This is a genomic window from Sphingomonas faeni, from assembly GCF_030817315.1.
In the GTDB taxonomy this organism is placed as follows: Bacteria; Pseudomonadota; Alphaproteobacteria; order Sphingomonadales; family Sphingomonadaceae; genus Sphingomonas; species Sphingomonas faeni_C.
In genome coordinates, this window is sequence record NZ_JAUSZF010000001.1 from 3,070,594 (window position 1) to 3,094,934 (window position 24,341).

Annotated in this window: 28 protein-coding genes and 2 pseudogenes; 17 read left to right on the forward strand and 13 right to left on the reverse strand. The window is 64.1% G+C overall.

Annotated features, from left to right (window positions below; genetic code table 11):
* Positions 1-106 precede the first annotated feature (106 nt).
* Genes QFZ54_RS14360 through QFZ54_RS14370 form a run of 3 tightly spaced genes read left to right on the forward strand, consistent with a single transcriptional unit; the run spans position 107 to position 1,511 of the window.
* A complete protein-coding gene (locus tag QFZ54_RS14360) occupies positions 107-658 on the forward strand; it encodes a TspO/MBR family protein (protein WP_307088163.1) in 552 nt (183 codons plus the stop codon).
* Positions 655-1,017, forward strand: coding sequence for a thiol-disulfide oxidoreductase DCC family protein (locus QFZ54_RS14365; RefSeq protein ID WP_307088164.1), 363 nt, complete (start codon positions 655-657; stop codon positions 1,015-1,017). Before QFZ54_RS14360 ends, QFZ54_RS14365 begins: the two co-directional genes overlap by 4 nt.
* A complete protein-coding gene (locus QFZ54_RS14370) occupies positions 1,014-1,511 on the forward strand; it encodes a DUF427 domain-containing protein (protein WP_307088166.1) in 498 nt (165 codons plus the stop codon). Before QFZ54_RS14365 ends, QFZ54_RS14370 begins: the two co-directional genes overlap by 4 nt.
* A 435-nt stretch (positions 1,512-1,946) precedes the next feature.
* Here the strand turns inward: QFZ54_RS14370 and QFZ54_RS14375 are convergent, their stop codons facing one another.
* The 4 genes from QFZ54_RS14375 to QFZ54_RS14390 form a co-directional block, all read right to left on the reverse strand.
* Positions 1,947-2,759, reverse strand: coding sequence for a hypothetical protein (locus tag QFZ54_RS14375; protein WP_307088168.1), 813 nt, complete (start codon positions 2,757-2,759; stop codon positions 1,947-1,949).
* Complete coding sequence (locus tag QFZ54_RS14380) at positions 2,756-2,974, reverse strand: helix-turn-helix domain-containing protein (RefSeq protein ID WP_307088170.1); 219 nt, start codon at positions 2,972-2,974, stop codon at positions 2,756-2,758. The genes QFZ54_RS14375 and QFZ54_RS14380 overlap by 4 nt, the downstream gene beginning before the upstream one ends.
* Positions 2,974-3,489 (reverse strand): DUF2975 domain-containing protein, encoded by a 516-nt coding sequence (locus QFZ54_RS14385; protein ID WP_307088171.1) that lies wholly within the window; start codon positions 3,487-3,489, stop codon positions 2,974-2,976. The genes QFZ54_RS14380 and QFZ54_RS14385 overlap by 1 nt, the downstream gene beginning before the upstream one ends.
* Positions 3,490-3,735: 246 nt before the next feature.
* Entirely contained in the window at positions 3,736-4,377 is a 642-nt protein-coding gene (locus QFZ54_RS14390) for a TlpA family protein disulfide reductase (protein WP_307088173.1), read from the reverse strand.
* A gap of 16 nt (positions 4,378-4,393) precedes the next feature.
* Here QFZ54_RS14390 and argH point away from each other — a divergent pair, with 16 nt between their 5' ends.
* Genes argH through QFZ54_RS14415 form a run of 5 tightly spaced genes read left to right on the forward strand, consistent with a single transcriptional unit; the run spans position 4,394 to position 9,132 of the window.
* Complete coding sequence (argH, locus tag QFZ54_RS14395; protein WP_373458602.1) at positions 4,394-5,776, forward strand: argininosuccinate lyase; 1,383 nt, start codon at positions 4,394-4,396, stop codon at positions 5,774-5,776.
* Positions 5,773-6,027 (forward strand): hypothetical protein, encoded by a 255-nt coding sequence (locus QFZ54_RS14400; RefSeq protein ID WP_307088176.1) that lies wholly within the window; start codon positions 5,773-5,775, stop codon positions 6,025-6,027. Before argH ends, QFZ54_RS14400 begins: the two co-directional genes overlap by 4 nt.
* Positions 6,028-6,038: 11 nt before the next feature.
* Positions 6,039-7,301 carry a diaminopimelate decarboxylase gene (gene lysA / locus QFZ54_RS14405; RefSeq protein ID WP_307088177.1) on the forward strand — a complete coding sequence of 421 codons (1,263 nt, stop codon included), beginning with the start codon at positions 6,039-6,041 and terminating at the stop codon, positions 7,299-7,301.
* Positions 7,298-8,182, forward strand: a complete 885-nt coding sequence (locus QFZ54_RS14410; protein WP_307088179.1) for a precorrin-2 dehydrogenase/sirohydrochlorin ferrochelatase family protein — start codon at positions 7,298-7,300, stop codon at positions 8,180-8,182. Before lysA ends, QFZ54_RS14410 begins: the two co-directional genes overlap by 4 nt.
* A complete protein-coding gene (locus tag QFZ54_RS14415; RefSeq protein ID WP_307088181.1) occupies positions 8,179-9,132 on the forward strand; it encodes a CorA family divalent cation transporter in 954 nt (317 codons plus the stop codon). Before QFZ54_RS14410 ends, QFZ54_RS14415 begins: the two co-directional genes overlap by 4 nt.
* Positions 9,133-10,512: 1,380 nt before the next feature.
* Here QFZ54_RS14415 and QFZ54_RS14420 read toward each other — a convergent pair.
* The 3 genes and pseudogenes from QFZ54_RS14420 to QFZ54_RS14430 all read right to left on the reverse strand — a co-directional run bounded on the left by QFZ54_RS14420 (position 10,513) and on the right by QFZ54_RS14430 (position 12,207).
* Positions 10,513-10,674, reverse strand: coding sequence for a hypothetical protein (locus QFZ54_RS14420; protein WP_307088183.1), 162 nt, complete (start codon positions 10,672-10,674; stop codon positions 10,513-10,515).
* Positions 10,674-11,591, reverse strand: a pseudogene (locus QFZ54_RS14425) (IS1595 family transposase); the annotation flags it as partial. The gene QFZ54_RS14420 and the pseudogene QFZ54_RS14425, both read right to left, overlap by 1 nt.
* Positions 11,592-11,706: 115 nt before the next feature.
* Complete coding sequence (locus QFZ54_RS14430; protein WP_307088185.1) at positions 11,707-12,207, reverse strand: MucR family transcriptional regulator; 501 nt, start codon at positions 12,205-12,207, stop codon at positions 11,707-11,709.
* A gap of 391 nt (positions 12,208-12,598) precedes the next feature.
* On the opposite strand from QFZ54_RS14430, the gene QFZ54_RS14435 reads away from it, so the two are divergent.
* From QFZ54_RS14435 to QFZ54_RS14460, 6 genes and pseudogenes are all read left to right on the forward strand, one after another.
* Positions 12,599-12,913, forward strand: coding sequence for a hypothetical protein (locus QFZ54_RS14435; RefSeq protein ID WP_307088187.1), 315 nt, complete (start codon positions 12,599-12,601; stop codon positions 12,911-12,913).
* On the forward strand, positions 12,900-13,553 hold the full coding sequence (locus QFZ54_RS14440) for a hypothetical protein (RefSeq protein WP_307088189.1): 654 nt from the start codon (positions 12,900-12,902) through the stop codon (positions 13,551-13,553). The genes QFZ54_RS14435 and QFZ54_RS14440 overlap by 14 nt, the downstream gene beginning before the upstream one ends.
* A 138-nt stretch (positions 13,554-13,691) precedes the next feature.
* On the forward strand, positions 13,692-14,090 hold the full coding sequence (locus QFZ54_RS14445) for a hypothetical protein (protein ID WP_307088191.1): 399 nt from the start codon (positions 13,692-13,694) through the stop codon (positions 14,088-14,090).
* Between the two features lie 110 nt (positions 14,091-14,200).
* Positions 14,201-14,335: a hypothetical protein gene (locus QFZ54_RS14450; RefSeq protein ID WP_307088192.1), complete on the forward strand. Its 135-nt coding sequence runs from the start codon at positions 14,201-14,203 to the stop codon at positions 14,333-14,335.
* Positions 14,336-14,415: 80 nt separating this feature from the next.
* Positions 14,416-15,160: pseudogene (locus tag QFZ54_RS14455) on the forward strand (IS5 family transposase).
* Between the two features lie 453 nt (positions 15,161-15,613).
* Positions 15,614-16,129: a MucR family transcriptional regulator gene (locus QFZ54_RS14460; RefSeq protein ID WP_307088194.1), complete on the forward strand. Its 516-nt coding sequence runs from the start codon at positions 15,614-15,616 to the stop codon at positions 16,127-16,129.
* Between the two features lie 40 nt (positions 16,130-16,169).
* Here QFZ54_RS14460 and QFZ54_RS14465 read toward each other — a convergent pair whose 3' ends face one another.
* The 5 genes from QFZ54_RS14465 to rpmF all read right to left on the reverse strand — a co-directional run bounded on the left by QFZ54_RS14465 (position 16,170) and on the right by rpmF (position 19,232).
* The gene (locus QFZ54_RS14465; protein WP_307089482.1) at positions 16,170-16,532 is read right to left on the reverse strand and encodes a MerR family transcriptional regulator; all 363 of its coding nucleotides are present in this window, start codon (positions 16,530-16,532) and stop codon (positions 16,170-16,172) included.
* Between the two features lie 97 nt (positions 16,533-16,629).
* On the reverse strand, positions 16,630-16,929 hold the full coding sequence (locus tag QFZ54_RS14470) for an integration host factor subunit alpha (RefSeq protein ID WP_307088196.1): 300 nt from the start codon (positions 16,927-16,929) through the stop codon (positions 16,630-16,632).
* A gap of 94 nt (positions 16,930-17,023) precedes the next feature.
* Positions 17,024-17,992, reverse strand: a complete 969-nt coding sequence (locus QFZ54_RS14475) for a beta-ketoacyl-ACP synthase III (RefSeq protein ID WP_307088198.1) — start codon at positions 17,990-17,992, stop codon at positions 17,024-17,026.
* Positions 17,989-19,017 carry a phosphate acyltransferase PlsX gene (gene plsX / locus QFZ54_RS14480; RefSeq protein WP_307088200.1) on the reverse strand — a complete coding sequence of 343 codons (1,029 nt, stop codon included), beginning with the start codon at positions 19,015-19,017 and terminating at the stop codon, positions 17,989-17,991. The genes QFZ54_RS14475 and plsX overlap by 4 nt, the downstream gene beginning before the upstream one ends.
* A gap of 35 nt (positions 19,018-19,052) precedes the next feature.
* Entirely contained in the window at positions 19,053-19,232 is a 180-nt protein-coding gene (rpmF, locus tag QFZ54_RS14485; RefSeq protein ID WP_128455117.1) for a 50S ribosomal protein L32, read from the reverse strand.
* A gap of 225 nt (positions 19,233-19,457) precedes the next feature.
* Between rpmF and QFZ54_RS14490 the strand changes: the two genes are divergently transcribed.
* Positions 19,458-19,901 (forward strand): MAPEG family protein, encoded by a 444-nt coding sequence (locus QFZ54_RS14490; RefSeq protein ID WP_307088202.1) that lies wholly within the window; start codon positions 19,458-19,460, stop codon positions 19,899-19,901.
* On the forward strand, positions 19,898-21,523 hold the full coding sequence (locus tag QFZ54_RS14495; protein WP_307088204.1) for a M28 family metallopeptidase: 1,626 nt from the start codon (positions 19,898-19,900) through the stop codon (positions 21,521-21,523). The genes QFZ54_RS14490 and QFZ54_RS14495 overlap by 4 nt, the downstream gene beginning before the upstream one ends.
* A gap of 259 nt (positions 21,524-21,782) precedes the next feature.
* On the opposite strand, the gene QFZ54_RS14500 is transcribed toward QFZ54_RS14495, so the two are convergent.
* Positions 21,783-22,451, reverse strand: a complete 669-nt coding sequence (locus QFZ54_RS14500; protein ID WP_307088206.1) for an MBL fold metallo-hydrolase — start codon at positions 22,449-22,451, stop codon at positions 21,783-21,785.
* Between the two features lie 80 nt (positions 22,452-22,531).
* Here QFZ54_RS14500 and pabB point away from each other — a divergent pair, with 80 nt between their 5' ends.
* Positions 22,532-24,304 carry an aminodeoxychorismate synthase component I gene (gene pabB / locus QFZ54_RS14505; RefSeq protein ID WP_307088208.1) on the forward strand — a complete coding sequence of 591 codons (1,773 nt, stop codon included), beginning with the start codon at positions 22,532-22,534 and terminating at the stop codon, positions 24,302-24,304.
* Positions 24,305-24,341: the final 37 nt, after the last annotated feature.

A 24,341-nucleotide genomic window follows, 5' to 3' on the forward strand; every position in this document is an offset into this window, starting at 1 on the left:
GTACATTGACGGCACGCAGATTATCGTGTGCGCCGGGACGGAACGTCGCGACCGCTGCTTCGCTGTGGTCGGAGCGGACAGTACGTCCGAGACGAGGACGCCAACCATGATGCCGATCGAGCACAGCGAAACTCCCAAGGAACCTGGCAAAGGCCTGTCTCGTCCGGCTGCGCTGGCGGTCGTCGCAGCCGTGCTCGGCGCCAGCGCGGTGCTCGGACGTCGCAACGCACCCGATCCCTCGCATCCCGGCATTCGCCGCTGGTACAAACGACTCGACAAGCCAGCCTACACGCCGCCCGACGCCGCCTTCGGCGCGGTATGGCCGGTTCTCGAGACTGGCCTCGCGGTCGGCGGCTACCGGTTGTTGCGCCGCCCCGCCGACGCACCGCGCAACCTCGCGGTCGGACTTTGGCTGCTCAACACCGGCATGGTCGGCGGTTGGACCGAGTTGTTCTTCCGACGCAAGGCGCTGGGACCGAGTGCCGTCGCGTCGGGTGCGATGATCGCGAGCGGTGCCGGCTATGTGGCGGCCGCGGCCAAGGTCGACCGCACGGCCGCGGCGACCGCGGTCCCGTTCGTCGCATGGCTCGGATTCGCGACCTTGCTCGCCGAGCGCATCTGGGAGCGGAACCGGTCCAACGACTCGGGCAAGGCATGACCCGGCTGACGGTCTGGCACGACGGCGGATGCCCGCTGTGCCGACGCGAGATCGCGCTGATGCGTCGTCTCGATCGTCGCGGGGCGATCGATTTCGTCGATGCCAGCAACAGCGAGGCCAGTTGCCCGATCGACCGGAGCGCGATGCTGGCACGGTTCCACGCGCGCGAAGGGGACCGGATGCTGTCGGGCGCCGCGGCCTTCGCAGCGATGTGGCGCGCCATCCCGCTGCTGAGGCCACTCGGGTTGGCGGCACGTAACCCGGTCGTCCTTGCCGGCCTGGAGCGCGTGTATCGCGCGTTTCTCCATGTCCGGCCCCGCTTGCAGTCCGCCGTCCGGAAGATGGACCGCACCGCATGAGGCCAGTTGTTCCTGATATCGCGCGACCCGGCCAGGAAAGCGTCTGGGATTATCCGCGCCCGGCGATCGCGCAGCCCAGCGATCGTCATGTCCTGATCGAGCACCGCGGGGTTACGCTCGCCGACACGCGTCGCAGCGTCCGCACGATCGAGACGAGCCATCCGCCCAGCTATTACATCCCGCCCTCCGACATCCTGATGTCGGCGCTCCGGCGTTCCACGCGGCAATCCTTCTGCGAATGGAAGGGCAACGCGGTCTATTACGACGTCGAGATCGCCGGCGATGTTCTACGGGATGTCGCCTGGAGCTACCCATCGCCGACACCCGCCTTTGCAGCATTGCGCGATCACCTGGCATTCTATGCAGCCCCGTTCGACGGCTGCTTCGTCGATGGCGAGCCCGTCATCCCGCAGCCGGGAGAGTTCTACGGCGGCTGGATCACCGCCGATCTCGCCGGACCGTTCAAGGGCGTGCCGAGCAGCCGCTACTGGTAGGTCGCTGCCCGACGTCCCGTTTGCCTGCACACATCCGAACAGGCCATCGGTTCATCGCATTCCGATGTTGTTTACACCTTTGAAAACACCCGGCGCGTTAAGGAAGGGCGTGCCGGCCCGCCATCAACCTTTGGCTCGTCACCAAGGCGGGTCGGCACAACCTGCCGTTGGTGCGCAAGGTGTGAACCGATACGCGAATGTCTGGAAACGCCGACATCCGGACTCCCGATAAAGGCCATTCGTTGAGCGCGATCTCCAACGTTTTTCCGACTCCGACAGGCTATTTCGGGAAAGAGCGATCGAAAATAAATTGTGGGGAAGGGGATACTCGGGACGGCTAGCAGTAGGATCGCCGGGACGACTATCCCGCTTTGGGTTCTTATTCAGACAGCCGGAGTACCCATTTTTGGAACCCCAAAGGCGGGTCGTCGCGGCTTATGCCTCTGCCAAATGCGACGGGCGAGCCAACGGCTCGAAACGCCGTTGCGGGTCGCCGAGAAGTTCCACCTTCCGCCGATCTGCAATGAAGCGTGCGATCCTTACCTGGATTGCCGGCACGATGACGGTCAGAACGCCGACGACCAATGCATCCAGCGCAAACATTGCCCACTGAACCGCAGGTGTCTGGCCAGCAGGCCAAGCGTTCAACCTTGCATGCAGCTGCGACACCGGGACACGGGTGACGAACAACAGCATGAATGCCCACACGTACAGCCAGCCAGTTGTCTTGGCGGACGCAGCGGGGCCGTATGCGTCCGTACCCATCGCCGCATTGACGAACCAAAGCAGCAGCAGCGGCTCGGCCAATAGCGAGAAGAGACCGAAGATCATCCGAAAGGTGACGACCTCGGGTTCGCCGAAGCCGAGGACCGGCAATATCGCACGCGCGTGGATCATGGCAGCAGCTGGGATCACCAGGAACAGCACTACGCCAGCGTAGCGTCTGAGCGCCTGAGAGGACGGCCGCAAGGTAGCGCGAACGTCACGGGTGACCAGCCACCGCGTCGTGAAGAAGGCGACCGCGTACACGGTCAGCATTTTGGGCCACCCGAACATCATGCGCAGCGGTTCCTCGGACGCGGCCCGGCGCACGGCCTTGTCGAGCGAGAAGAAGCCAAGGTGAAGCTCGATCGCATGCTGTGCGAACTCGATGCCGATCATCACTGCAACCAGAAACGGCATGGCACGCGTGACCGCCCACCCGTCCCTGAACGCGCCAAGCCAGTTGCCGAAGAATGCTCTCGTCATTCGCTCTCTCCTTCTTGCGTGAACGTCAGGATATCGCCCGGCTGGCAGTCGAGCACGCGGCAGATCGTCTCCAGCGTGGAGAAGCGCACCGCCCGTGCCTTGCCGGTCTTGAGGATCGACAGGTTCGCCATGGTGATATCCACTGCCTGCGACAGCTCGGTCAGCGTCATGCCGCGCGCCGACAGCATCTCATCAAGCCTGACAAGGATCGGCATCAGACGGTCATGTCGAGGTCGTCGCGCATCCCGGCCCCAACACGGAAAACGCGGGCGAGCACAAAGATCATTGCCACCGCGATCCAGCCGGTGAACGCTGGCGTCCACGTCGCGTGGTCCACGCCCATTTTGTCCAGCGCGTAGACGACGAGGCCCACGGCGAGATCGAGCAACTGGAGTATCAGTAGCGCCCAGCCGACCCGGCGCAGTCGATCGGCGTTGGCGACGACGAAGGGATCGCCGAGCCGAACCGTCAGCACGATCGCCGATAGCTCCGCGAGTATCCGATGCATCGCCACGGCAGCGAGGATGCCCAGCATGGCCATTCCCCTCATCACAGCGACGATTCCTCCGGCATCACTGCCGGGATACTTGGTGAGCAGCCGCGCCGAAAAGGCGTCGCCAAATGCGAACGATACACCGATTGCCACGACGAAAATGCCTGCGAGGAGCCAGTTTGCCCACGTGGCGACCCTCAACAAGCCGGTAGCAAGGCCTAGACCACGATCCTGCATAAACCCTCCTTATCGATAAACGATATACATCGTTTATCGATAAGCGGCAAGGATCTTATCTAAATCGCGATGAGGTGTTTTATTTTCGTAAAACACCATGGGTTCGGGAATGGCGGTGCCGCACTACGTCGGCGATCGCCATCAGCTTTCCCGAAAACCGCCTGTCCGCTTTCCTCCCATTCCAAACATCAGATCAACGCGAGACCGTCGCAAAATAGAGAAGCCCACAAGCCCAGAACTAACGCGTTACGACGCCTCGGCGATGAGCTTCTCCGCTGCCGGCGTGTTCCATTCAAAGCCGCCGGTCATCCGCCAGACTTCCTTGCCCGCCGAATCGTAGAGGATCGTCGTTGGCAGGTTCGCCTGATAGGCGAGGCTGAGGCCGAGCTTCGGATCGAGGTACGGCTGCAACGTCGTGAACTTTTTCTCGGCGAAGAACGGCGTTACCTTCTCCGCGCCTTGCATGTCCTGGCTGACCGCGATCACCTGGACCTTGCCGGCCAGCGACTTGGCGGCGGCGTCGAGCGTCGGCATTTCGGCCACGCACGGCGCACACCAGGTCGCCCACAGGTTGAGCAGCAACGGCTTGCCCTTGAACGAGGCCAGCGTGACCGACTTGCCGTCGGGCGCGGTGAAGGCGACCGTCGGGCCGGTCTCGCCCTTGTGGCTGCGGTCGAGCTTTTCGGCGCTTGCGGCAGGGCCGGTGGCTTCGTCGGGCGCTGGCCCGGACGCGACCTCATCGGCGGACACGGTGTTCGCGGCGACGACGTTCGCTTGCTCCGGCGCGGGCGATTTCCTATCGCAGCCGGCGACCAGCAGGCCCATTCCCATAACGGCGGTGATCGGCCCAGACTTTAACAGCGAATTGAACACAGGACGCAAGACCATGGACGGTTCCAATTCGATGTGGGGTGGGCGGTTCGCCGAGGGGCCGGCAGCGGTCATGCGCGAGATAAACGCCTCCATTCCCTTCGACAAGCGGCTCTGGCAGCAGGATATTGCCGGCTCGAAGGCGCATGTCGCGATGCTCGGCAAGCAGGGCATCGTCTCGGCCGAGGATGCGGCGACGATCTCGGCAGGCCTCGACACGGTAGCCGCGCATTATGCCGAGCACGGCGTCGAGGAGGATCTGGTCCTCGAGGACATCCACATGCAGACCGAGGCGCGGCTGGCCGATGCGATCGGACCGGTCGCCGGCCGCCTGCATACCGCGCGCTCGCGCAACGATCAGGTCGCGACCGATTTCAGGCTCTGGGTGCGCGATGCGATCGACCAGGCGCTGGCCGCGCTCGCCGGGTTCCAGGCCGCGTTGCTGACCCGCGCGGAAGAGCATGCGGCGAGCGTCATGCCCGGCTTCACGCACTTGCAGTCCGCCCAGCCGGTTACGCTCGGGCATCACCTGATGGCGTACCACGCGATGATCTCGCGCGACGTCGGGCGGTTTGCCGATGCCCGCGCAAGAATGAACCGGTCGCCGCTCGGCTCGGCCGCGCTCGCGGGCACGGGCTTTCCGATCGACCGCGAGATGACCGCTGCTACGCTTGGCTTCGACGGACCGATGACCAATTCGCTCGACGGCGTCAGCGACCGCGATTTCGCGATCGAGTATCTCACCGCCGCGACGCAGACTTCGCTCCACCTGTCGCGTCTCGCCGAGGAGTTCGTGCTGTGGGCGTCGCAGCCGTTCGGCTTCGTCGCGCTCAGCGATCAATGGTCGACCGGCAGCTCGATCATGCCGCAGAAGCGCAATCCCGATGCGGCCGAGCTGGTGCGCGGGCATGCCGGGCGTATCCTCGGCTGCATGACCGCGCTGATGGTGACGATGAAGGGCCTGCCGCTCGCCTATTCGAAGGACATGCAGGACGACAAGCCGCCGGTGTTCGAGGCGCACGACCTGCTCGCGCTGTCGATCGCGGCGATGACCGGGATGGTCGAGAGCGCGACGTTCCGCACCGATCGGATGCGCGGCCTGGCCGAGAGCGGCTTTGCGACCGCGACCGATCTCGCCGACTGGCTGGTGCGCGAGGCGGGGTTGCCGTTCCGCGAGGCGCATCATGTGACGGGGCGCGCGGTGAAGCTGGCGGAGGAGCGCAAGGTCGCGCTCGATGCGCTGCCGATCGAGGACCTGAAGGCAATCGATGCGCGGATCGACGAACGCGTGTACGGCGTGCTCTCGGTCGACGCGTCGGTCGCCAGCCGGACCAGCTTCGGCGGCACCGCGCCCGACAATGTGCGTGCTGCGATCCGTGCGGCGCGTGCCGAGACGGCGGGGGGAGAGACGGCATGAAACGGCTTTTTGGCATCGTGGGATTGGCACTGGCTCTGTCGGGGACCCTGTCGGGTTGCGGCGCGGCGGACGGGCTCGTCCCGGCGGAGGGCAAGACACTCCCGGTCGCGCCCTATGGTGCGAAAACGCCGCCGACTCCCGCGCAGTTGCTGACCCCGACCACGCAGCAACGCCCGCAGCGCAGCGACGAGCTGCTCACCACGTCCCAGCCGCGCCGCAGCGACGAGTTCGACCTGCCGCCGCCGAATTGAAGACCTGAACCATGGATCATTTCGCCTATCGTGACGGTGTCATGCACGTCGAGGACGTCGCCTTGCCGGCGATCGCCGAGGCTGTAGGGACGCCTGTCTACGTCTATTCGACCGCCACCTTCCGCCGTCATGCGCAGGTGTTTCGCGACGCACTGAAGGGCGCCGGGCGCGTACATCTGGCCTATGCGATCAAGGCGAATCCGAACGTCGCGGTGCTGCGCGTGCTCGCCGACGAAGGGTACGGCGCCGACGTCGTGTCGGCTGGCGAGATGCAGCGCGCGCTTGCGGCCGGTATTCCAGCTTCGGACATCGTGTTCTCCGGCGTCGGCAAGACGCGTCGCGAACTGGCGCAGGCACTCGACGCGGGGATCGGCCAGTTCAATCTCGAGCTGGAGGAGGAGGGCGAAGTCCTCGCCGCGCTCGCGCATGCTCGCGGCCAACGCGCGCCGGCGGTGCTGCGGGTGAACCCCGACGTCGATGCCGGCACGCACGCGAAGATTTCGACGGGTCGCAAGGAGAACAAGTTCGGCGTGCCGATCGATCAGGCCGTCGCGATGTTCGACCGCCTGTCGCAGCATGACGGCCTCGATCTGCGCGGCGTCGCGATCCACATCGGCAGCCAGCTCGCCGACCTCGCACCGCTCGAAGCCGCCTACGCGCGGATCGGCGAACTGGTCGCGGAACTGCGTGCTGCGGGTCACACGATCACCCACGTCGATCTCGGCGGCGGTCTCGGTGTGCCGTACAAGCCCGGCGACGTGCTGCCGAGTCCGGCCGAGTATGGCGCGATGGTCGCGCGCGCGACGGCCGATTGGGATGTCGAACTGATGTTCGAGCCCGGTCGCGTGATCGCGGGCAATGCCGGCGTGCTGCTGACCGAGGTGATCTGGGTGAAGCCCGGCGTCGTCAATCCGTACGTGATCGTCGACGCGGCGATGAACGACCTCGCGCGCGTCGCGATGTACGATGCGTATCACGATTTCGTCGCGGTCGAGCCGAGCGGCGAGCGGATGACCGCGAACATCGCCGGACCGGTGTGCGAGACCGGCGACACCTTCGCGATGGGCCGCGATATCGACGTGGTGAAGTCGGGCGATCTCGGCGTGTTCCGCACCGCGGGCGCATATGGCGCGACGATGGCCTCGACCTACAACAGCCGCGCGCTGGTGCCCGAGGTGCTGGTCGATGGCGACCGGTTCGCGGTGGTCGCCGATCGCATCCACCCGGAGACGATCCTGGCCGCCGAGCGCGTGCCGGAATGGCTCAAGCGGTGACATCGCCCGCTCCGTTGCCCTCCCCGTTACCCCCCCCGCTACAAAGCCTGCCGCTGTTCGTCAGGCTGGCGGGGCGCCCGGTAATCCTGCTGGGAGATGGCGAGGCGGCGGATGCGAAACGTCGGTTGCTCGATCGTGCGGGCGCGGACGTGGTCGGCGAGGATGCGGCGGCGGCTTTGGCGATCGTCGCGATCGACGACGAGGACGAGGCGCTGGCGGCGGTCGCGCGGCTGAAGGCGCGGGGGATACTGGTCAACGCGGTCGATCGCTCGGCGCTGTGCGACTTCACGCTGCCGGCGATCGTCGACCGCGCGCCGGTGCTGATCGCGATCGGGACGAGTGGCGTGTCGGCGGGACTCGCCGCGGCCCTGCGGCAGCGGCTGGAGGCATTGATCCCATCCGATCTCGGCAAACTCGCGCTGGCGTTGCAGGCCGCGCGCGGTGCGCTGCGCAAACGCTGGCCCGACATGGCGGAGCGCCGCCGAGCGCTGGCGACGGCGATGGCGGCAGGCGGCATGCTCGACCCACTCTCGCCGACGCATGATGTCGACGCATGGCTGTCCACCCCAGACTCCCCTCCCTGGAAGGGAGGGGCAGGGGGTGGGTCGGCCGCTGATGTCCACGCCGACTCCCAACCAGCCGACTCAACCCTTCCCTTCCAGGGAGGGGAGCAGGTCTCGATCCGCCTGATCTCCACCGACCCCGACGACCTCACCCTGCGTCAGGCCCGAGCGCTCGCCAGTGCCGACCGGGTGTATCACCGCCCCGACGTGCCCGCGGCGATCCTCGACCGCGCGCGCGCAGATGCCGCGCGGCTTTGCGAGGCAATGCCGGCCGACCCCGGCACCGGCCTGTCGGTCGATGTCGAGATCGCGCTGTGAGCGGCTTCGCGTTCCGGATCGTCGATGGGAAAGCGACTCGCATCGACGTCAAGGAAGCGCTTACCTGCACCGCCGACCTCGTCTGGGTGCATCTGTCGACCACCGCCGAGCATGCGCAGGCGTGGCTCCGCGACGAGGCCAAGCTGCTCGACTATGTCGTCGACGCGCTGACCGCGACCGAGACGCGGCCGCGCTGCGAGGCGGTCGGCGACGGCGCGTTCGTCAACCTTCGCGGGCGGTCGAAGGAGGAACTCGACACTTCAGACATGCTTGCCTCGGTGCGGATCTGGGCGGTGAAGGGTCGCGTATATTCCGTCACGCGGAAGCCGTTGATCGCGGTCGCCGAGGTCGAGAAGATGGTCGAGCGCCACGAGGTGCGCGATCCGGGCGACCTGATCGCTGCGTTCGCCACCGCGATCACCACCGATCTCGATCCCGACGTGGCGACGCTCGGCGACGAACTCGACGATTGCGAGGAACAGCTCGACGCCAACCGCGTGTTCGAACTGCGCCGCACGGTCAGCAGAGTGCGGGTGGCGGCGATCGGCTACAAGCGCTTCCTCAGTCCGCAACGCGCCGCGCTGGAGAAACTGGCGGCGCTACCGGGCGACTGGCTGGCCGACGACGACCGACTGCATCTCGCGGCGGCGGCGGACCGCGCCGCGCGGATGGCGGAGGAACTCGAATCGATCCGCGAACGCTCTGCGCTGATCCACGAGACGCTGACCGACCTGCGCGCGGAACAGATCGACAATCGCTCGCTGATCATCTCGATCGCGGCGATGGTGTTCTTGCCATTGAACTTCATCACCAGCCTATACGGCATGAACGTAAAACCCCTGCCCTATGCCGAGGAGCCCTGGGCGTTCGATGCGATCGCGGCGGCCTGCGTCGTGATCGCGGTGGGCGTGATCGGGTATTTCACCGCCCGTCACTGGTTCCGTCGGTAGCGACTATGCGGCGCCGGTGGTCCGCGAAGCCTGAGCGAGCGCGTCCGGTCGGATTTTCCCGGAAACGCATGGCTGTCAGGCCTGCAGAACCAAGTCCGCTTCGTGTCGACGCAAGACGGCACGCGCATTGATCTGTTCGACGACGGGGATTGCTCGCTGTTCGCACTCGGCACCACGGGCATGATCGCGGCTCGGTGCAGGGAATGCAGAACCGATCATGATCCGCGGGCATACAGATAGAGTGCCGTATGGCGATCCGCGTGCGATGAACGACTGGATGTTCTCGTCCGGTCGCGCCGAGGCGACGGCGGCTGTTGTCGGGTGGCGCGCGGGAGGAGTGGTTCGAGCGCATCGCAGACGTCGCCGACCGCGTACCGCGGATCGTGAAAGGTCCCGCCGATAAGCGCAATCGTCGCGTTGCGATCACTATGTTCTATCGCCGGGACTGTTCGCTAAGTAACGGCATTGCGCTCTTGAGCTTTGGGTAAAAAAGGCGTTGTTATATTTCGCGTACCCGCCCGCAAAAGGGGGTGCTAAGTGAGTAGCGCCCGTTACCAGCCACGTGCCTTGTTCGGCGGGCCTCTTCTGGGGGACCGTGCCTCGCGTTTTATATTCACTGACGAGGCGGGCATCTCTGCCCCAGAGCCACATACAGTTGTCGCTGCGCTGATTGTTGATGCTGATAAACAGCTTGTCATGTCTGAGGCTCTAGTAAACGAAGTCATGGGCGAAATCCCGCAGGACCTCGATGACTTCACTTATAGCGCTAAGGCAGTATGGGGGAGATTCAAGAGCGCAAACCTTGTGGTCGATTTCCGACCGTTTGCGGTTTCTCACCCATTTAATGTCTGTTCCAAGGATGTGCGGAATACCTCTTGCGATAGCTAGTGTTCCTAGACGAGTTTTGAGTGATACTTTTCCGGACCTTGTAGAGAGGGCGCGCTGGCATCATCTTAGAGCCTTCGGTGATTGTATGGCAAAAGCTGACGCGCATATACGCCAGAATGGGCACCCGCAGGAAGTCGCAACTATAGTTGCTGAGCACTCCGAAAAGCCGGAACGGCAAGCGATGCGTGCCGCAATGGATGTATATCGGGAGGGATTCCGACTCAAATCGGAATATCATACCCCAGGAATTGCAGACCGTAAACGGGGATATTCTACCGGAAACCTAGAATTTCGTATATCAAGGATAAGAGACACGATACACTTTGTTCTTAAAGGAAAGGAACCGTTAGTTGATGTAGCTGACGCGTGTGCTTTTGGTTTCCGTGCGTGGCTCAGAGGCGATAAGTTTGGATCGCAGTACCTATCAGCGATCGGTCTACCAGAAACGCAAATGGCCGCTGAGTTATGGAGGCACTCTGGTGGGTGCAACTGTTATTCGCCTCCTCGCTGATCAATTCTATAGCAAACCATTTTATCCAGTGCCTCTTCGGCCTCGGCTGGTCTTAGTTCGCCAGCGGCGATCAGTTTTTCGACTTCGGCTCGAAATCTTGCGCTCTGCTCGGTTTGATTTTCGATGTTTTTCTTTTTCGGCATTATTTCGCACCAGCTGTTTGATAAGTGAGCCTCTTGCCAACGATACCCGCCAGCATTGCATCGGCGCGGTCAGCATCATTATAACCGGTGGCACTGCGGTTCGTGTAACGGAACTCGAACTCAGCGACGTAACGGTGCAGATGCTTCTTCTGGCAATGCTGATAAACGCCCTTCATGCCACGCTTGAAGATCGAGAACGCACCTTCGATGGTGTTAGTGTGGATCAACGGGTTCGCATAATCGACGTACTGTCCAGTGCTGTGGCGGGTGAAGCCGTGATCAGCAAACTCGCTACCAAGGGCGCGATATTGGCTCGCCTCGTCGGTCATCACAATCGCTTCCGCGGCGATGTTGTCGCGCAAGATCGGGAGCAGATCGGCGGCTTTGAGGCTTTCGACCACCATGCTGCGCTGACGCCCGGTGCTGCGGTCGATCAGCGAGAGAATCTTGTACTTGTGGGCGTCATCACGGCCCTTTTTGACGCCCTCGGGCTTGATGGTGCGGTCATGGCCGATGAAGGTTTCATCAATTTCGACAATGCCGCCATCCGATCCAAACGGGGAGAAGCCGCCAGAACGCATTGCTTCGCGAATACGGTGTGACATGAACCAAGCGGTCTTGAGGGTAACGTCCAAGATCCTATGAAGCTGGTCGCTCGAAATACCCTTCTTACTACCGGCGATAAGATAAATCGCTTGAAGCCATACGTTCATCGTAACATGCGACGCTTCAAAGATGGTGCCAACCTTCACCGTGAAACGTTTGCGGCACTGGTAGCACTTGTAGGTACCAATGCGGGTGCTCTTACCCTGCATCTTGCTGATGCGTTCGACGCCGCCACAGTGAGGGCACACCGGGCCATTCGGCCAAATACGCGTTTCGATGTAAGCGTAAGCGGCTTCTTCGGTGTGAAAGTGCGCTGACTATTCTTTATACCTACGCTTTTACGTGGGTACGTCAAGTATAATAACGCCAAAAAAAGGACCGGTGTCTTAAGCGGCCGGTCCTTTTGGTCGGTACTGGCTGCGTCGCCTATTCGGCGGCGACGGCAGATTCCGTCTTGCGCTTACGTGCGGCGGGCTGGGCAGGAGCCGAGTCGGCCTTGCGCGAGCTTGGCTTGCGGCCAAGGCCGATCTTCTTCGCCATAGCGCGACGGCTTTCCGAGTAGTTTTCGGCGACCATCGGGTAATCCGGCTTCAGGCCGTAACGTTCGCGGTACTCGGCTGGCGTCATGCCATGCGTCGCGAGGTGACGACGCAAGGTCTTATACGACTTGCCGTCGATCATCGAGATGATGTGGTCCTTCGACGCGAGCGATTTGCGTGCCGTTACGGCCGGCGTGTATTCGGTCGCAGCTTCGACTGGAGCCGCATCGGTCGTGGTGCCGAGCAACGACGCGACGGTCTCATGCATTTTGCCGAGAAACGCGGGAACGTCATCAGCCGAACTCCGCGTATTTGGATTCCCGAGCCATGCGATCGTCAATTCTGTTGCCAGTTCGACGGCATTCAAGTCGGCGGTATCTTCGGCCATAGTATACTCCATTATCTGCGGACCCCGTAACGGCGTGCTACATCGGGATCAACCATCCAAAGACGGTTTCAGCCCATTAAATTGTAAAAATCGACCTTGGTATCCGTGTCGGATGAGATCGAATCATTTCGATTGCTTTAGATCAAAGATCGTGATCAGGAGCACAGCAGGCACGAGGCAGATATCGCGGATCGTGGATGGCTGGACACCTGTCGTCGCGGCAAGTAAAACTCGAGTGATGGCCCCGTGCGTATCGTCGGTCGCGGCGATAGCTTCGCGCAACATACCCGGTACGCGTCGTAGCTGCGATGCATCCTATCGAGAGAGTTTCCGCATGCTCTCAGGTCCCGACGGTGCAAACCGATCCGAACGCGCGAACCGATCCGGCGGCATGAGCGGGACCGCGAAGGCGCTCGCCAAACCGGGCTCCTATTCGGGCAGCGACTGGCTGGCGAAGCTCGGCAAGGTCAATGCGGATGGCAATGCGCCGGTGCTGAGAAGCGTTGGCGATTGCCTGATGCCGCTGCGGATCCCCGGTCGCGGCCGATCCTGTCGCTATGCTCTCGCTTACCTGTGCCGGAGCCCCCACGTGCGCCGTCGGTCTATAGTGGCTGGTGGCACGCTGCTAGAGCCGGCATGGACGCGCCTGCCGGGCGTTGTTACGCGCACGACGGCGAGGCCTCGATCATCTGGTGACGGGTACTAACGACGAGCCTTCGCAAGCAGCGGATGCGCCGCGCTTCTGCGTGATGCACGTCATTATGCATCTCGACATGGGCGGTGCCGAGAATGTCGCGCTGGGGTTGATCGACCGGCTCCGCGACCGGCTCCGCGACCGGCTCCGCGACCGGGTCGACTTCTTCCTGTTCGCAGTCCTCCGTCAGTCGCCGCTGAGCGACGTTGGCAGGACATGGCCCAGCAACTGGCGCGCTGGCACGTACCGTGCCGTTCCGGCACGGTACGGAGCGCGGCTTCAAGTCGGCGTGGTCTTCGCGGTGCGTTCGCTCGCAAGGGCGGTCGCCGATCAGCGGCCCGACCCGATCCATGCCCATACCGTGATACGGGAGTTGACGCCGGCGATGGCGAGGCTAATCTCCCGCCGCGTCCGCCGCGTCCGCCGCGTCCGCCGCGGCCGCCGCACGCCGTTGCTCCGCACCGCCCACAATGGCGAGGCTTGGATCGCCTGGGGTGGCATCGGGCACTGGGTGACGCAGCGGCTAGCCATGGGCGACGCGGTGCGGTGTTGTGCAACGCTGTCGACGCCGACGCGGCGATCGTTACGCGCGGCCGCCGACTGCTCGCGGACGTCATTTATAATGGTGTGTCGCCACCGATGGCTTTCCTGATCGGGGGGGAGCAGGCCCAGTCCGAGTGCTGTTCGCGGGGCGGCTCGTTCATCGGAAGGGTGCCGACCTGCTGCCAGCGGTGGCGGTGCCAATGCCAGCTTACAGGGCCTGTGGCGGACGAGCGATGGCGGCGTCGGCTTGGACAAGGTCTTCGATGGCGAACTCGCACCGTCGAGCGGGCTCGCGGCAAAGCTCCGTTCGGTGCCGGGCCATCCCGGCAACCTGTTCTTCACGTCCGCATTCGAGCATACCAGCGACACCGGCCTGCGTCGCAGCATAGACGGCGGCAACACCTGGCAAATCGTCCTCAGCGTCACCTGCGTCGACGACATCGCGTTCGGTAAGGCGACGAAGGGCAGGACCTATCCGACTTTGTTCCTGTCGGGGCGCGTAGCCGGCAAATACGGCATCTGGCGCTCGGTCGATCACGCCGGCAGCTGGCAGCAACTCGTCGACTGCCCAGTAGGTGCGCTCAATGAGGTCAGCCTGGTCGGAGCGATCCCGACGTCTTCGGTTCCGTCGATCTCGGCTATGTAGGCTCGAGCTGGATATGGGGCGAACCCGCCATGCAAACTCGCGCCCTACCGGCCGCTAGCGGACCAGCAATGTTCTCTGGTCCGTTGAGCCGTCTCGTGAATAGGCGGCCGATGGAAATTCTCGCCAAGGCGGAATACGGTTTCCTTGATGCGTCTCGCACCGGTTACGATGGTCGATGGTCGATGGTCGATGGTCGATGGTCGATGGTCGATGGTCGATGGTCGATGGTCGAGCATGCGATATAGTGCTCCACTTGGGATGAGCGCTTGCCCTAGGGTGTTTTGGGATTCACATGGTAGTGGTTTGGATGTGATTTAAGCTGCGGATGGACCGCAACGTTTTGACCGATGCCCAATGGGCGGGGATGGAGCCTCATTGTCTGGGCAAGCCGGCCGACCCTGGGCGCAGCGGCAGGAACAACTGGCTGTTCATCGAGGCCGTTCTTTGGATCGCGCGCACAGGTAGCCCGTGGCGTGATCTGCGGTGCATTTCGGGAACTGGAGCACCGTGTTCCGCCGGTTCCGTGACTGGCGAGCAGCCGATATATTTAAGCATGTTCGATGCCTGTTCGGGCGAACCCGACATGGAATACCCGATGGTGGATGCCACGATCGTGAAGGTCCACCGTCACGGGCAGGGCGCAAAAGTGGGACTCAGAGTCAGGCCATTGGTCGCTCCAAAGGCGGCCAGACAACCAAAATTCTGGCGCTGACCGATGCGGTGGCAATCTGGTGCGCTTCGAACTGCTGCCCGGACAGCGCTTCGATACGATCGGCATAGAACCGCTGCTCGCGGGTATCACCTTTGGTGGCCTGATCGCCGACAAGGCGTTCGACACGAGCGCAATCATCGCCGACCTTGACCAGCGCGGCGCTAAGATCGTTTCTCATCATCCACGGCGGATCGGCGCATTCCAGATCGACCGCGACCTCTACAAGTGGCGCCATCTCATCGAAAACTTCTTCTGCAAGCTCAAGGAGTTCAAACGTATCGCCATGCGGGCCTGCAAAACCGACCAGAGCTTCTCCGCGATGATCTACCTCGTCGCCGCCGTCATCAATTCTCGATGAATCCCCACACACCCTAGGCCGGTATGGTTACGCCGTGCCGAATACGGTACTGGAACCGCAGTGCGCAACGTTGGACCAGTCATTGTGCGATACCCAACAGCGACTGTCTGAGTTCCGAAAAGACCGCGCAGTAAGCAGAAATAGCATCGGGATCGCCCGCCGGACTGTCGGCCGTCCCGCTACGTCCGCCCGTCATGTTTATGGACCCGAGAAATTTGATCTTGTTTGGCATAAATCCGTTGGTTCTGACGTCGTGCGTATTGACTACGCGTCGGCATATCCGCGGCGAGAATAGCGGACGCGATCATCACGCAGCCGTGCACCAAATAATATTTACTCGGTTCGATGAACAAAATGTAACAATAGGCGTATGTCCAACATCTGGTGTTCATTTCCAGACAAAAATTGTACGCACCTGCCCGCAGGGGTGCGTTACGAATTCAAGGACATAGTGTGACTGATACGATTAATACGGTTGAACTCGCTGCCGAACTGACAGCAGCGTGGCTCGCGAACCCTAATACACGCACCGCCGCAGACGACGTCCCGGCGTTCCTCGTGGCGATGCATACCGCTGTCGAGAAACTCGTCGGCAATGGCGACGTAGAGCCCGAAACTGCTGCCGCGCCTACATCCGAGCCAGCGGTGTCTGTCCGCAAGTCGCTCGCGTCGCCCGATCACATCATCTCGATGCTCGATGGCAAGAAGTACAAGACGCTGCGTCGTCATCTTTCGACGAACGGCATGACTCCGGAGCAATACCGCGAACGCTTCAATTTGAAGGCCGATTATCCAATGGTTGCCGCGACCTATTCCGAAGCGCGCCGCGCGATGGCCAAGTCGATCGGGCTAGGTCGTAAGGCTGGCACAACGGTTGAGAAGGTCGGCGAGGGCGCGCTCAAGACCGTTCGCAAGGGCGGTAAGGCTGCAATCGATGCGGCCAAGAAGACGTTGGGCAGCGAAGATTAATAGCGATGGGGGGAGAGGCTCGGCCTTTCCCTCACGCCTATCAGATGTGCCGGCCGTCCTCGACCAAAGCTTGTGCCAGCAAGGCTCGGATTGCCCGTAGAGCCGGGATCATGGGGTCGCTCGTGTCGGGCGCGACTGACGTCGTCTTCTCTGCCGCAAGCAACTGTTGCACGCCGCGGACAGTATAGCCTTCGCGGTTTAGCAGGGTGTCGATCCGGCGTACGAGAACGGCGTCCTCGGCCCGGTAATATCGACGGTTTCCTGCCCGCTGAAGTGGACGAAGCTGAGAAAACCGTGTTTCCCAATACCGTAGAATGTGTTGCGGCAGGCCGGTCTCGCGGGACAGTTCGCCGATCGTCCTGAACGCGGTATCGGTTTTGCCTGGGCCGTCGGTTACGAGCAGTGCGTTGTCGTCGAGCGTTGGGGCACGACCATCGTCTAAGCCGACGCTGCTTGAGAGATCGCCATCGGAATCGTCGGCACTGTCGGGCACGCTTGAATCAGTCGGCACCGACAATGCGCTCACGCATCATCTGGCTTGCACGGAAGGTAAGAACCCGACGGGGTGCGATAGGTACCTCGATGCCCGTCTTCGGGTTGCGGCCGACGCGCTCACCTTTGTCACGGAGCACGAACGTGCCGAACCCCGAAATCTTGACGTTCTCGCCGTGCGACAGCGCGCCGCACATTTCGGCGAGTATCTGTTCCACGATCTTCGAAGAATCCGCCCGCGACAAACCCACCTCGCGATGGAGAGATTCAGCCAGATCGGCGCGCGTCAAAGTACCGGTCATCGTCATTCACAAGCTCCCAGTCTCGACGCTTCTCCTACACAAGCGGGAAGGTGACCGGAAGGGATTTGTTCTACAAGTGGATCGAAGTCTTTCGCCGGGATCAGAAACGGATAACCGCAGCGCCCCAGGTGAACCCGCCACCCATCGCTTCAAGCACGACGATCTGCCCCTCCTCAATGCGGCCATCGCGTACTGCAACGTCCAGCGCCAACGGTACCGAAGCGGCCGACGTATTGGCATGCTGATCAACCGTCACGACCACCTTTGCCGGTGCCAAGCCCAGCTTTCGAGCGGTCGCATCGAGGATGCGGGCGTTCGCCTGATGCGGCACGACCCAGTCGACCTGATCCGCGTCGAGCCCGGCCATCGCCAGCGACTCGGTCATCACCGAGGCTAGGTTGGTGACCGCGTGGCGGAACACCTCGCGGCCCTTCATGCGGAGCTTGCCGACGGTACCGGTCGTCGAGACGCCGCCGTCGACATAGAGGAGTTCGTTGTGGCGGCCATCCGCATGCAGCTTGGTGGTCAGGATGCCGCGGCCGCCTTCGTCGGCGGTGTCCTGCGCCTCGATCACGATCGCGCCGGCGCCGTCGCCGAAGAGCACGCAGGTCGTCCGGTCTTCCCAGTCGAGGATGCGGCTGAACGTCTCGGCGCCGATCACCAGCGCGCGCTTGGCGACGCCGCTGCGGATCATGCTGTCGACGACCTGCACCGCGTAGAGGAAGCCCGAGCAGACCGCGGCGACGTCGAACGCGACGCAGTCGTTGATGCCGAGCATCGCCTGCACCTTGGTGGCGCTGGCGGGGAATGTCTGGTCGGGTGTCGCGGTCGCGAGCACGATCAGGTCGATGTCCTGCGCCTCGATACCGGCGGCGGTCAAAGCAGCGCGGCACGCGTCCGCGGCGAGAGTCGCAGTCGTCTCGCCTTCGCCGGCGATGTGGCGGAAGCGGATGCCGGTGCGCTCGACGATCCACTCGTCGCTGGTGTCGACCTGTTCCGCAAGCTCGGCGTTGGAGACGCGACGAGCGGGCAGGGCGGAGCCGGTGCCGATGACCACGGATCGGATCATGCCGCCTTCTCCACGCTGCCGAGATCGTCGGCGATGCGCCGGATCAGGTCGTTGCGGACCATCTTGGCGGCATTGCCGATCGCGGTCGCGACGCCGCGATCGGTCGCGCCGCCATGACTCTTCACGACGATGCCATTGAGCCCGAGAAAGACCGCGCCGTTGTGGTTATTCGGATCGAGGTGATCGCGCAGCAATTCGGTCGCCGGCCGCGAGATCAGGAAGCCGAGCTTCGAGCGCACCGAGCTGCGGAACGCCCGCTTGAGCAGGTCGGCGACGAATCGCGCAGTGCCCTCGGCGGTCTTCAGCGCGATGTTGCCCGAGAAGCCGTCGCACACGACCACGTCGACTTCGCCGCGCGACAGGCGGTCGCCCTCGATGAAGCCGTTGAACTGCATGTCGACCGCAGGCGTCGCACGCAGTTGCGCGGCGGCATCGCGAATCTGGTCGGTGCCCTTCATGTCCTCGCTGCCGATATTCAGCAGCGCGACGCGGGGGTGCGGGATGTCGAGTGCGGTGCGCGCATAGGCGGCGCCCATGATCGCGAACTGGACGAGGTTGCGCGCATCGCACTCGGTGTTCGCCCCGAGGTCGAGCATCACCATGTCGGTATCGCCGAGCGTCGGCAGACGCGCCGCGAGCGCCGGCCGGTCGATCCCGGGCAGCATCCGCAACGACAGCTTCGCCATCGCCATCAGTGCGCCGGTATTGCCCGACGACACCGCGGCGGCGGCGCGACCCTGTTTCACCAGGTCGATCGCGATGCCCATCGAGGTCTTCTTGGCGCGACGAATCGCCTGGGTCGGCTTTTCGCTCGACCCGACGACTTCCGGCGCGTGGACGATCTCCGAATGCTGCGACAGGTTCGGATGAGCCTTGAGCCCCTCGCGAATCGCAGCTTCGTCGCCGACCAGCAGGAAGCGCATGCCCTCGAATTGATGACGCGCGAGGGCGACACCGGCAAGCATCACTGCCAGCCCGTCATCGCCACCCATCGCATCGACCGCGATCCAGCCGCTGTCGGGCATTCGCTATCCTTCGTTCAAGTTAGAGGCTTGCGACCTCAACCCTCGACCGAGAGGATTTCACGACCATTGTAATGGCCGCACGAGCCGCAGAGGTTGTGCGGGCGCTTCAGTTCGCCGCAGTTCGGGCATTCCTGGAACGACGCGATCGTGAGCGAGTCGTGGCCACGGCGCATGCCGCGCTTGGAGGGCGAGGTTTTTCTTTTGGGGACGGCCATTTCGGCACCTTGTTCAATCTAAAGGTCGGGGCTCTGAGTACGCCCGGACACGGAACTCGGCAACCGACATGAATGCCGGCCGCCTGAAGCAACCCATGCGGCCTGACGCTCGCGAAGCGTGGCGCTATAGCGATTTCGTCCCGCGTTGCAAGCTTTCGCCCCCGCGTTGCAACCATTGGTCGCGAGTGGCAGGACCTCCCACGACATCCAACGAGGGGCAACGCCGTGATTTTACCCGTGACACTGACGATCGCAGCGGCTGCGGCCGTCGTCAATCTGTGGCTCGCCTTCCGAATCGTGCCGATCCGGGTGAAGGACAAGGTGCTGCTGGGCGATAACGGCAATGCGCTGTTGCAGGGGCGGATGCGCGCGCATGCGAACTTCACCGAATATGCGCCGTTCATCCTGATCCTGCTGGGGCTGATCGAACTCGCTGGCGGATCGACGACGTGGCTGTGGATCGCGGGCGTCGTGTTCGCGATCGCCCGCGTGGCGCACGCGTTCGGGATGGACCGGGCGACGTCGAGCGTGCCGCGGGCGGCGGGTGCGCTGGTGACATGGACGTTGATGGCGTTGCTAGCCGGTTGGGCGCTGGCGATTGCGTATCAGGCGAATACGGTGCCGGCCGCGAAGACGTTCCAGGTCGTGCCGTCGGGTAGTCGGGCATGAGCGCGTTTCGCTTCCTTCCCGCTGCGGCGCTTTTGGCTACATCCCCTGCCGTGGCGCAGGTCTCGCCCGAGCGATTGTCCGCGGATGTGAAGACGCTTGCCTCCGATGCGTTCGAGGGGCGGGCGCCGGGAACGCCGGGTGAGACCAAGACGATCGCCTGGCTGATCGCGCAGTTCAACGCGATGAAGGCGCAAGGCGGCGGCCCGAACGGCAGCTGGACGCAGCCCGTCCCGCTCGTCCACACCCGGATGGGGTCTGGCACCGTGCGCGCCGGCGACACCGCGCTGGTGCAGGGCCGCGACGTCTATCTCAGCACGGTCCGCGGCGTTGACCGCGTCGCCATCGCGAACGCGCCGATGGTGTTCGTCGGCTACGGCGTAACCGCGCCCGAGCGCGGCTGGGACGACTTCAAAGGGCTCGACCTCAAGGGCAAGGTCGCGGTGTTCCTCGTCAACGATCCCGATTTTGAAGCGGTCGCAGGTGACGACTCGAAGGGCAAGTTCGGCGACCGTCGGATGACCTATTACGGCCGCTGGACGTACAAATACGAGGAAGCGGCGCGGCGTGGCGCGGTCGGCGCGCTGATCGTCCACGACACGGCGGGCGCAGGCTATGGCTGGAACACCGTCACCGCCCCCGCTGGCGAGAATTACGATATCGTGCGGAAAGATCCCGAGTCACGGGTGATGCTCCAAGGCTGGCTGGAAGGTGGTGCGGCGGCCCGGTTGTTCGCAGCCTCGGGCCTTGATCTGGCAACGATGCGCAAGGCCGCGCGGCGGAGCGATTTCCGCCCGGTCGCGCTGAAGCAGGCGTTCACCACCGATCTACCCGTGAAGCACGACACCGCCGTGAGCCAGAACGTGCTGGCGAAGCTGCCGGGCAAGATGCATCCCGACGAGGTCGTGATGTTCGGCGCGCACTGGGACGCCTACGGCGTTGGTGCTCCCGACGCGCAGGGACGGACGATCCGGCCCGGCGCGAACGACGATGGGCTCGGCGTGGCGGGTGTGCTCGAACTCGCCCGCAGTTTCGCCAAGGCTCCCCGCACCGACCGCAGCCTCGTCTTCGCGCTGTGGAGCGGCGAGGAGCGCGGGCTGCTCGGCTCGGAAACCTATGCTGTGAACCCGGTCTATCCGGCGGCGAAGACGGTCGCCAATCTGACGCTCGACATCCTCCAGACGGCAGGCCCGGCGAAGGACGTCATGCTGGTCGGCGCCGGCCAGAACAGCCTCGAGGACATGCTGGGTGACGCTGCAAAGGCCCAAGGCCGCGTCGTGACACCCGAAGCGCTTCCCGAACGCGGGCTGTTCTACCGCGCCGACCATTTCTCGGTCGCGCGGCGCGGCGTGCCGACGTTGCTGCTGATGGCGATCAGCGGCGCGCCCGACTTGGTCAAGGGCGGCCGGACTGCGGGGCAGGCTTGGCTCGACGGCTATATGAAATGCTATCACCAGACCTGTGACGCTTGGAACGCGGACTGGGATCTGCGCGGCGCGGCGCAAGACGTCGACCTGTTCCATACGATCGGAACGAAGCTCGCAAACACGCGCTTGTGGCCGGAATGGCGCGACGGGTCGGAGTTCAAGTCGGTGAGGGCTGAAAGCGCGGGGGAGCGGAAGTAGAAGGCCGTCATATTCGCTGACAACCACCCCGGCGAAGGCCGGGGCCCAATTGGAAAGGTTGCAGTCACGGAGCGCGGCCTACGCCAAACTTCGTCCCCCAATTCGGCCCCGGTCTTCGCCGGGGTGAGGGCATTGGCAAGGCAGCACGTCCTTCTTGTTCTCCCGCGAAGTTGTTGTCCCGCGAAGGGGGGAGCCCAGGGTCACGAACACCCGCGCTTGTGACCCTGGACCCCCGCCTTCGCGGGGGAACGGTAGAACGCTATTCCGCCAAAGCCCTATCACTGACGAACATATTCGTCGCCCGCTCATGCGCAAACGTGCTCGCCGGCCCATGCCCCGGGATAAAGCTTGTATCGCTCCCCAGCGGCCAGAGCTTCTCGACGATCGACTTCACCAGTACCTGGTGATTGCCGCCCGGCATGTCCGACCGTCCGACCGACCCCTGGAACAGCACGTCGCCGACTTGGGCGAAGTTTGAGGGGGGGTGGTGGAATATAACGTGACCTTCGGTGTGGCCGGGGGTTTCGTAGACGTCGAGCAGGAGGTCGCCGACCGCGACCGTGTCGCCCTCGACCAGCCAGCGGTCGGGTTCGAAGTTCACACCCGAGATGCCGTATTTCGGGCCGTCCTGGTCGAGGCGCTGGAGCCAGAAGCGGTCCGCTTCGTGTGGGCCCTCGATCGGGACGCCGAGGTCGTTCGACAGCCGCTTCGCGCCGCCCGCGTGATCGATATGGCCGTGCGTGAGCAGGATCTTCTCGACCGTCACCCCCGCCTGTTCGACCGCCGCCATGATCCGCGGGAGATCGCCGCCCGGATCGATCACCGCCGCCTTCATCGTCGCGGTGCACCAGATGATCGTGCAGTTCTGCTGGATCGGCGTGACCTGGACGATCGCGGCGCGCAGGGGCGGAGTGGCTGGATTTGTCATGGCCCCGAAATAGGATAGCGCGCCCTAAGGAGCAATCGGCGCTTGCGGTTTGCCTCGCGCTCCGTGCAACAGTCGCGACGATGTGGACCGCGCCCTACGTGTTGCTCGACGATGCCCGCGCGGCAGGAGCCCCGGCGCGATTGTACCGCGACCCCGTCGGAATCGTCCGCGCCGATACCCTGGCCGAGGTCCGCCCCGCACTCGACGCGCTCCGCAAAGCCCGCGAGGACGGACTCCACGCCGCCGGGTACCTAGCCTACGAAGCGGGCGCGGCGCTCGCCTCGAGGCCGGTCGACGTCCGCACCGAAGGCCCACTGCTCTGGTTCGGCCTGTTCACCGAGTACCGGACGATAGCGCCCGACGACGTCGCCGCGCTGCTTCCCGACCCCGCCGGCGCGTGGACCGGCGCACCCGCGCCGCTGATCGACCGCGAGACCTATGACGCCAGCCTGGCGCGCGTGCTCGACCTGATCGCGGCCGGCGACATCTATCAGGCCAACCTCACCTTCGCCGCCAGCGTACCGTTCGTCGGCGACCCGCTTGCGCTCTACGCGCGGCTGCGGCGGCAGGCGAAGGCGGGCTATGGCGCGCTGATCGACACGGGCGAGACCCGGTTCCTGTCGCTGTCCCCCGAACTCTTCTTCGCGCTCGACGGCGATACGCTCACCTGCCGCCCGATGAAGGGCACCGCGCAACGCGGCGAGACGCCCGAAGCCGATCGCGCGCTCGCCGAGGCCCTCGCCGCCGACCCCAAGCAGCGCGCCGAAAACCTGATGATCGTCGACCTGATGCGCAACGACCTGTCGCGCGTCGCCACCCACGTCGCGGTCCCCGACCTGTTCACCGTCGAGACCTATCCGACCGTCCACCAGATGACCTCGACCGTCACCGCGACGCTGAAACCGGACTGCGACGCGATCGACGTGCTGGCCGCGCTATTCCCGTGCGGATCGATCACCGGCGCGCCGAAACAGCGCGCGATGGAGGTCATCGCGGAGGTCGAGCACGCCCGCGTTCGTGGCATCTACACCGGTTCGATCGGCCGGTTCGACGCGAACGGCGACGCGATCTTCAACGTCGCGATCCGGACGCTGGCGGTCCGCGATGACGCGGCGACGATGAGCCTCGGCTCGGGCATCGTCGCCGACAGCGCGGGCAACGCGGAGTGGGAGGAATGCCATGCCAAGGGCGCGTTCGTCACCGCCGGCCAGCGGCGCTTCGACCTGATCGAGACGATGGCGTTCGATCCCAACGAGGGGCTGACCCGTCTCGAAGCGCATCTGGCGCGGATGAAGGCGAGCGCGCAGGCGCTGGGGTTCACGTTCGATCGCCACACCGCGCGCAACGAGCTCCAGGCGGCGACCTTCCGGTTGCGGGGGCCCCGCCGCATCCGCCTGTTGCTGAGCCCGTCGGGCGCGATCGCGATCGAGGCGGCACCGCTGCCGCAATCGCCTGCGCAAGCGACCGTCGCGATCGTGCCGCTGCCGGTCGCCTCCGCCGACTTCCGCCTCCGCCACAAGACGAGCGCGCGGGCCTTCTACGACGATGCGCGCAAGGCCGCGGGCACGTTCGAGGTGGTGTTCGAGGATGCGGAGGGCTTCCTGACCGAAGGGAGTTTCACGTCGCTGTTCGTGCAGCGTGGCGCGACCCTCGTGACGCCGCCGCTGCTGCCGAGCCAGTCTTCGGGCCTGCTCCCCGGTATTTTGCGCGCCGAGCTGATCGAATCGGGTCGCGCGATCGAGGCGCAGATCACCCAGGCCGACCTCGCCGCCGGTTTCTTCATCGGAAATGCGGTCCGTGGGCTCATTCCTGCCATCGTTACGGTTGCGAATTCGGCCAAGCGGAGCGTATAGCGCCCGCGAATTCCGCAGGCGTACTGCGGACAACCGC

What these genes read in the sequence shown, in the direction of transcription:
- QFZ54_RS14360 (WP_307088163.1), top strand. Translation starts at nt 107, where the DNA reads ATGATGCCGATCGAGCACAGCGAAACTCCCAAGGAACCTGGCAAAGGC.
- QFZ54_RS14365 (WP_307088164.1), top strand. Translation starts at nt 655, where the DNA reads ATGACCCGGCTGACGGTCTGGCACGACGGCGGATGCCCGCTGTGCCGA.
- QFZ54_RS14370 (WP_307088166.1), top strand. Translation starts at nt 1,014, where the DNA reads ATGAGGCCAGTTGTTCCTGATATCGCGCGACCCGGCCAGGAAAGCGTC.
- QFZ54_RS14375 (WP_307088168.1), bottom strand. Translation starts at nt 2,759, where the DNA reads ATGACGAGAGCATTCTTCGGCAACTGGCTTGGCGCGTTCAGGGACGGG.
- QFZ54_RS14380 (WP_307088170.1), bottom strand. Translation starts at nt 2,974, where the DNA reads ATGCCGATCCTTGTCAGGCTTGATGAGATGCTGTCGGCGCGCGGCATG.
- QFZ54_RS14385 (WP_307088171.1), bottom strand. Translation starts at nt 3,489, where the DNA reads ATGCAGGATCGTGGTCTAGGCCTTGCTACCGGCTTGTTGAGGGTCGCC.
- QFZ54_RS14390 (WP_307088173.1), bottom strand. Translation starts at nt 4,377, where the DNA reads ATGGTCTTGCGTCCTGTGTTCAATTCGCTGTTAAAGTCTGGGCCGATC.
- argH (WP_373458602.1), top strand. Translation starts at nt 4,394, where the DNA reads ATGTGGGGTGGGCGGTTCGCCGAGGGGCCGGCAGCGGTCATGCGCGAG.
- QFZ54_RS14400 (WP_307088176.1), top strand. Translation starts at nt 5,773, where the DNA reads ATGAAACGGCTTTTTGGCATCGTGGGATTGGCACTGGCTCTGTCGGGG.
- lysA (WP_307088177.1), top strand. Translation starts at nt 6,039, where the DNA reads ATGGATCATTTCGCCTATCGTGACGGTGTCATGCACGTCGAGGACGTC.
- QFZ54_RS14420 (WP_307088183.1), bottom strand. Translation starts at nt 10,674, where the DNA reads ATGCCGAAAAAGAAAAACATCGAAAATCAAACCGAGCAGAGCGCAAGA.
- QFZ54_RS14430 (WP_307088185.1), bottom strand. Translation starts at nt 12,207, where the DNA reads ATGGCCGAAGATACCGCCGACTTGAATGCCGTCGAACTGGCAACAGAA.
- QFZ54_RS14435 (WP_307088187.1), top strand. Translation starts at nt 12,599, where the DNA reads ATGAGCGGGACCGCGAAGGCGCTCGCCAAACCGGGCTCCTATTCGGGC.
- QFZ54_RS14450 (WP_307088192.1), top strand. Translation starts at nt 14,201, where the DNA reads ATGGAAATTCTCGCCAAGGCGGAATACGGTTTCCTTGATGCGTCTCGC.
- QFZ54_RS14470 (WP_307088196.1), bottom strand. Translation starts at nt 16,929, where the DNA reads ATGACGATGACCGGTACTTTGACGCGCGCCGATCTGGCTGAATCTCTC.
- QFZ54_RS14475 (WP_307088198.1), bottom strand. Translation starts at nt 17,992, where the DNA reads ATGATCCGATCCGTGGTCATCGGCACCGGCTCCGCCCTGCCCGCTCGT.
- plsX (WP_307088200.1), bottom strand. Translation starts at nt 19,017, where the DNA reads ATGCCCGACAGCGGCTGGATCGCGGTCGATGCGATGGGTGGCGATGAC.
- rpmF (WP_128455117.1), bottom strand. Translation starts at nt 19,232, where the DNA reads ATGGCCGTCCCCAAAAGAAAAACCTCGCCCTCCAAGCGCGGCATGCGC.
- QFZ54_RS14495 (WP_307088204.1), top strand. Translation starts at nt 19,898, where the DNA reads ATGAGCGCGTTTCGCTTCCTTCCCGCTGCGGCGCTTTTGGCTACATCC.
- QFZ54_RS14500 (WP_307088206.1), bottom strand. Translation starts at nt 22,451, where the DNA reads ATGACAAATCCAGCCACTCCGCCCCTGCGCGCCGCGATCGTCCAGGTC.
- pabB (WP_307088208.1), top strand. Translation starts at nt 22,532, where the DNA reads ATGTGGACCGCGCCCTACGTGTTGCTCGACGATGCCCGCGCGGCAGGA.